Origin of the sequence: Rhodopseudomonas pentothenatexigens, assembly GCF_900218015.1 — a bacterium.
GTDB classification, from domain to species: Bacteria; Pseudomonadota; Alphaproteobacteria; order Rhizobiales; family Xanthobacteraceae; genus Rhodopseudomonas; species Rhodopseudomonas pentothenatexigens.
The window spans coordinates 1-5,626 of sequence record NZ_UFQQ01000055.1 but is presented as its reverse complement, the minus strand read 5'-3'; the positions used below and the strand labels follow the sequence as shown (position 1 = coordinate 5,626).

The window sequence follows — 5,626 nt, the reverse complement described above, 5'->3', positions numbered from 1 at the left end:
CATCGTGGTGTTTGAGGATCTCTTGTTCTTTGCAGGCCTGGCGGCGACCTACTCTCCCGCGTCTTGAGACGGAGTACCATTGGCGCTGAGGAGTTTAACGGCCGTGTTCGGGATGGGAACGGGTTCAGGCTCCTCGCTAGAACCACCAGGCCGGCGAAGGACAAGAGCACGAAGCAATATCTGGTTTTTGGTCACCACAGCATGTTTGGTGTCGCGTGTGGTGGACACTGATAATGAGAGCAATCAAGCCAATCGAACGATTAGTACCGGTAAGCTGCATGCGTTGCCGCACTTCCACATCCGGCCTATCAACGTGGTCGTCTTCCACGGTTCTCGAGGGAATGCTCGTTTTGAGGTGGGTTTCCCGCTTAGATGCTTTCAGCGGTTATCCCGTCCGTACATAGCTATGCTGCACTGCCGCTGGCGCGACAACAGCTCCACCAGAGGTACGTTCACCCCGGTCCTCTCGTACTAGGGGCAAATCCTCTCAACATTCCAACACCCACGGCAGATAGGGACCGAACTGTCTCACGACGTTCTGAACCCAGCTCACGTACCACTTTAATCGGCGAACAGCCGAACCCTTGGGACCTTCTCCAGCCCCAGGATGTGATGAGCCGACATCGAGGTGCCAAACGACGCCGTCGATATGGACTCTTGGGCGTCATCAGCCTGTTATCCCCGGCGTACCTTTTATCCGTTGAGCGATGGCCCATCCACGCGGGACCACCGGATCACTATGACCGACTTTCGTCTCTGCTCGACTTGTTGGTCTCGCAGTCAGGCAGGCTTATGCCATTGTACTCGACGAACGATTTCCGACCGTTCTGAGCCTACCGTCGCACGCCTCCGTTACTCTTTGGGAGGCGACCGCCCCAGTCAAACTGCCCACCATGCGCTGTCCCGGAACCCGATAAGGGATCGCGGTTAGATATCCATAACCATTAGGGTGGTATTTCACATTGCGGCTCCACCCGAGCTGGCGCCCGAGCTTCAAAGCCTACCACCTATTCTACACAAACAGTCACGAATACCAGCGCAAAGCTACAGTAAAGGTGCACGGGGTCTTTCCGTCTGACCGCAGGAACCCCGCATCTTCACGGGGAATTCAATTTCACTGAGTCGATGTTGGAGACAGCGGGGAAGTCATTACGCCATTCGTGCAGGTCGGAACTTACCCGACAAGGAATTTCGCTACCTTAGGACCGTTATAGTTACGGCCGCCGTTTACCGGGGCTTCAATTCAGAGCTTGCACTCCTCCTCTTAACCTTCCGGCACCGGGCAGGCGTCAGACCCTATACGTCATCTTGCGATTTCGCAGAGCCCTGTGTTTTTGTTAAACAGTTGCCACCCCCTGGTCTGTGCCCCTCCTGCCTGCTTGCGCAAACAGAAGGCCTCCTTATCCCGAAGTTACGGAGGTAAATTGCCGAGTTCCTTCAACATCGTTCTCTCAAGCGCCTTGGTATACTCTACCAGTCCACCTGTGTCGGTTTCGGGTACGGTCTGATGTGGAGGCTATTTCCTGGAACCCCATCGAGGCCCGACCAATCCAGTAAGGTCGAACAACATAAGGGATTCGTCACCATCCACTGGCTCACGAATATTCACGTGATTCCCATCGACTACGCATTTCTGCCTCGCCTTAGGGACCGGCTAACCCTGCGAAGATTAACTTTACGCAGGAACCCTTGGACTTTCGGCGACACTGTCTTTCACAGTGTTTGTCGTTACTCATGCCAGCATTCGCACTTCTGATACCTCCAGGCGCCCTCACGGGTCGCCCTTCGCAGGCTTACAGAACGCTCCGCTACCGCGTGCTTGCGCACACCCTAAGCTTCGGCTCGTGGCTTGAGCCCCGTTACATCTTCGGCGCAGAAACCCTTATTTAGACCAGTGAGCTGTTACGCTTTCTTTAAAGGATGGCTGCTTCTAAGCCAACCTCCTGGTTGTTTTGGGATTTCCACATCCTTTCCCACTTAGCCACGAATTGGGGGCCTTAGCTGTAGGTCAGGGTTGTTTCCCTCTCCACGACGGACGTTAGCACCCGCCGTGTGACTCCCGGATAGTACTCTCAGGTATTCGGAGTTTGGTTGGGTTTGGTAAGACGGTAAGTCCCCCTAGCCCATCCAGTGCTCTACCCCCTGAGGTATTCGTCCGAGGCGATACCTAAATATCTTTCGCGGAGAACCAGCTATTTCCCAGTTTGATTGGCCTTTCACCCCTAACCACAAGTCATCGGAGCCTTTTTCAACAGGCACCCGTTCGGTCCTCCAGTGAGTGTTACCTCACCTTCAACCTGCTCATGGCTAGATCACTAGGTTTCGGGTCTAATCCAACGAACTTGACGCCCTATTCAGACTCGCTTTCGCTGCGCCTACACCTATCGGCTTAAGCTTGCTCGTTAAATTAAGTCGCTGGCCCATAATACAAAAGGTACGACGTCACCCAGAACGTATCTTGGGCTCCGTCTGTTTGTAGGTGTCCGATTTCAGGAACTATTTCACTCCCCTCGTCGGGGTGCTTTTCACCTTTCCCTCACGGTACTGGTTCACTATCGGTCGCTGAGGAGTACTTAGGCTTGGAGGGTGGTCCCCCCATGTTCAGACAGGATTGCACGTGTCCCGCCTTACTCGAGCATCATTGGTCGCATTACTTGTACGGGGCTATCACCCTCTAAGGCTCTGCTTTCCTGACAGATTCCAATTGTCTTCCAATGATGACTGGCCTGGTCCGCGTTCGCTCGCCACTACTAGCGGAGTCTCGGTTGATGTCCTTTCCTCCAGGTACTTAGATGTTTCAGTTCCCTGGGTTCGCTTGAAACCTCCTATGTATTCAGAGATCTCATACCTTCTCTTGATAACCGGAAATCCAAAACCTCGCGGCTTGGTTCTCACCAAGACACAAGGCCTTGGAGTTCCGGCTATCGAAGGTGGGTTTCCCCATTCGGAAATCCACGGATCAAAGCTTCTTCGCAGCTCCCCATGGCTTATCGCAGCGTAGCACGTCCTTCATCGCCTCTCAGCGCCAAGGCATCCGTCGAACACCCTTAAGGCACTTGATTGCTCTCATTATCAATGTCCACACACTCGGCAGAATGTACTCGCAAGCCGTCCCGAAGGACGCGTTTCGCGAACGGACACTGATTAGAAAGACCAGTTATTGCTTCGTAAGATCGACCCGATGACGATGCGGTCAAGCGTCGTCAACAAGAAGCGTTTTACAACCCGGTCGTCTTGCAACAACCAGGCGCCGAAAACGCTCCGGAGATACGCGATCGATGCCCCGCAGATCACTCTGCAAGACCCGAACCCGGATCGATCTCCTCTTCACGATGTCAGAAAACCCGCCAGGCTGCGCGTTGCGCAAAGCCGGCGAATACAAGTTGCGGACGAAAAACCATCGTCGCTGTCCCTATGACAACAACGAGGTGCAAGCGAAGCGCTCTGGTCGATCGACCATCTGGTGGAGCCAGACGGGATCGAACCGACGACCTCATGCTTGCAAAGCACGCGCTCTCCCAGCTGAGCTATGGCCCCGTAACCAGAAGACGAATGCAGCGCTCGACAAAATGGTGGGCCTGGGAAGACTTGAACTTCCGACCTCACGCTTATCAAGCGCGCGCTCTAACCAACTGAGCTACAAGCCCTCAGCACGTGAGGCAGCTGGCGGCACGCAGCACCGGCACAATCGATCAACGATCATGCCGACAAGCCGAATGCGCGCGCCACCCCAGGCGCGTGTTCGTCCGCGAAGAAAGAGAAACGAAGACGGCGAGGTCCCGCCAATGAGGCTCGTATGACTTAGAGCCTCTGATGTTTCTAAAACAGGTCGATAGTCGCCGAAGCAGACTGAAGACCCATCCTTAGAAAGGAGGTGATCCAGCCGCAGGTTCCCCTACGGCTACCTTGTTACGACTTCACCCCAGTCGCTGACCCTACCGTGGCCGGCTGCCCCCCTTGCGGGTTAGCGCACCGTCTTCAGGTAAAGCCAACTCCCATGGTGTGACGGGCGGTGTGTACAAGGCCCGGGAACGTATTCACCGTGGCATGCTGATCCACGATTACTAGCGATTCCAACTTCATGGGCTCGAGTTGCAGAGCCCAATCCGAACTGAGACGGCTTTTTGAGATTTGCGAAGGGTCGCCCCTTAGCTTCCCATTGTCACCGCCATTGTAGCACGTGTGTAGCCCAGCCCGTAAGGGCCATGAGGACTTGACGTCATCCCCACCTTCCTCGCGGCTTATCACCGGCAGTCTCCTTAGAGTGCTCAACTAAATGGTAGCAACTAAGGACGGGGGTTGCGCTCGTTGCGGGACTTAACCCAACATCTCACGACACGAGCTGACGACAGCCATGCAGCACCTGTGCTCCAGGCTCCGAAGAGAAGGTCACGTCTCTGCGACCGGTCCTGGACATGTCAAGGGCTGGTAAGGTTCTGCGCGTTGCGTCGAATTAAACCACATGCTCCACCGCTTGTGCGGGCCCCCGTCAATTCCTTTGAGTTTTAATCTTGCGACCGTACTCCCCAGGCGGAATGCTTAAAGCGTTAGCTGCGCCACTAGTGAGTAAACCCACTAACGGCTGGCATTCATCGTTTACGGCGTGGACTACCAGGGTATCTAATCCTGTTTGCTCCCCACGCTTTCGTGCCTCAGCGTCAGTAATGGCCCAGTGAGCCGCCTTCGCCACTGGTGTTCTTGCGAATATCTACGAATTTCACCTCTACACTCGCAGTTCCACTCACCTCTGCCATACTCAAGACTTCCAGTATCAAAGGCAGTTCTGGAGTTGAGCTCCAGGCTTTCACCTCTGACTTAGAAACCCGCCTACGCACCCTTTACGCCCAGTGATTCCGAGCAACGCTAGCCCCCTTCGTATTACCGCGGCTGCTGGCACGAAGTTAGCCGGGGCTTATTCTTGCGGTACCGTCATTATCTTCCCGCACAAAAGAGCTTTACAACCCTAGGGCCTTCATCACTCACGCGGCATGGCTGGATCAGGGTTGCCCCCATTGTCCAATATTCCCCACTGCTGCCTCCCGTAGGAGTTTGGGCCGTGTCTCAGTCCCAATGTGGCTGATCATCCTCTCAGACCAGCTACTGATCGTCGCCTTGGTGAGCCATTACCTCACCAACTAGCTAATCAGACGCGGGCCGATCTTTCGGCGATAAATCTTTCCCCGTAAGGGCTTATCCGGTATTAGCACAAGTTTCCCTGTGTTGTTCCGAACCAAAAGGTACGTTCCCACGCGTTACTCACCCGTCTGCCACTGACGTATTGCTACGCCCGTTCGACTTGCATGTGTTAAGCCTGCCGCCAGCGTTCGCTCTGAGCCAGGATCAAACTCTCAAGTTGGACTTGAAACTTCAAACCGGCTGATCACAACGTTTGACGAGGTCCCACCATCGTCCTCGATCCAAAGACCAAGAACTCGTCGCCCGCGCTTCACAGCGCAAAACGAACATGGTGTTCCTTATAAAACGTGTACCGCCGAAGTCTTTCGTCCGGCCCCAATCCCAAGAAAGCCGAAGCTCCCTCAAAATCGAGACCCGCAAGGACTTCGCCGTCCACGTTTCTCTTTCTTCTTCTTCACTTGTCAAACAGCCCGAGATCCGAAGACCTCAC

2 tRNA genes and 3 rRNA genes are annotated in these 5,626 nt (G+C 54.7%); all 5 read right to left on the bottom strand.

The features are described from left to right. Positions 1-35: 35 nt before the first annotated feature. Positions 36-150 (bottom strand): 5S ribosomal RNA (gene rrf, locus DWA33_RS24695). A gap of 89 nt (positions 151-239) precedes the next feature. After that, positions 240-3,062, bottom strand: a 23S ribosomal RNA gene (locus DWA33_RS24690). 399 nt (positions 3,063-3,461) lie between these two features. Then, a tRNA-Ala gene (locus DWA33_RS24680) sits at positions 3,462-3,537 on the bottom strand. Between the two features lie 33 nt (positions 3,538-3,570). Then, positions 3,571-3,647: transfer RNA gene (locus DWA33_RS24675), tRNA-Ile, on the bottom strand. A 220-nt stretch (positions 3,648-3,867) separates the two neighbouring features. Next, positions 3,868-5,356 (bottom strand): 16S ribosomal RNA (locus tag DWA33_RS24670). The 16S, 23S and 5S rRNA genes sit together here with 2 tRNA genes alongside, the layout of an rRNA operon. Between the last annotated feature and the right edge of the window lie 270 nt (positions 5,357-5,626).